This window comes from Gilvimarinus sp. 1_MG-2023, assembly GCF_030548285.1.
Map to the genome: position 1 here is coordinate 1 of NZ_JAUOSC010000191.1, position 425 is coordinate 425.

Consider the following 425-nt stretch of genomic DNA (forward strand, 5'->3'; position numbering starts at 1 on the left):
CGGCAGTGGCGGGTGTACGGTGATATCGTAGCCGGAGTTGTCATGGCGGCGAAAGTAGGTGACCGGCATCACGGTTGCCTTGCCGGCTCTGGCAATGCGGGAAGTGGCGGTAATCGTGGCCGTCGGAATCCCGAAAAAATCCACAAAAACACTGTTCTTGCGGCCAAAGTCCTGGTCTTGCGCGTACCACAGCGCCTCACCTTGTTTGAGGCAACGAATAAAGGCACGGATATCCTTGCGGGTGTAGCAGCCGCTGTAGAGTTTCTGGCGGCGCTGTTCCATCAACCAGTTCATCACTGGATTGTCCTGGGGCCGGTAACTGACATTGACCGGTACCTGGGTGACAAACAGAGCCCCGGCAAGGTCGAGCATGGAGTAGTGCGCTCCCAGCAATAACACCCCCTTCCCGGCGGCCAGTTCTGCCT

General features: G+C 58.1%; 1 protein-coding gene. It reads right to left on the minus strand.

The genetic code is table 11. The features are described from left to right. The coding region (locus Q4563_RS16370; protein ID WP_303605235.1) for a lysophospholipid acyltransferase family protein at positions 1-425 on the minus strand (425 nt) is incomplete at both ends.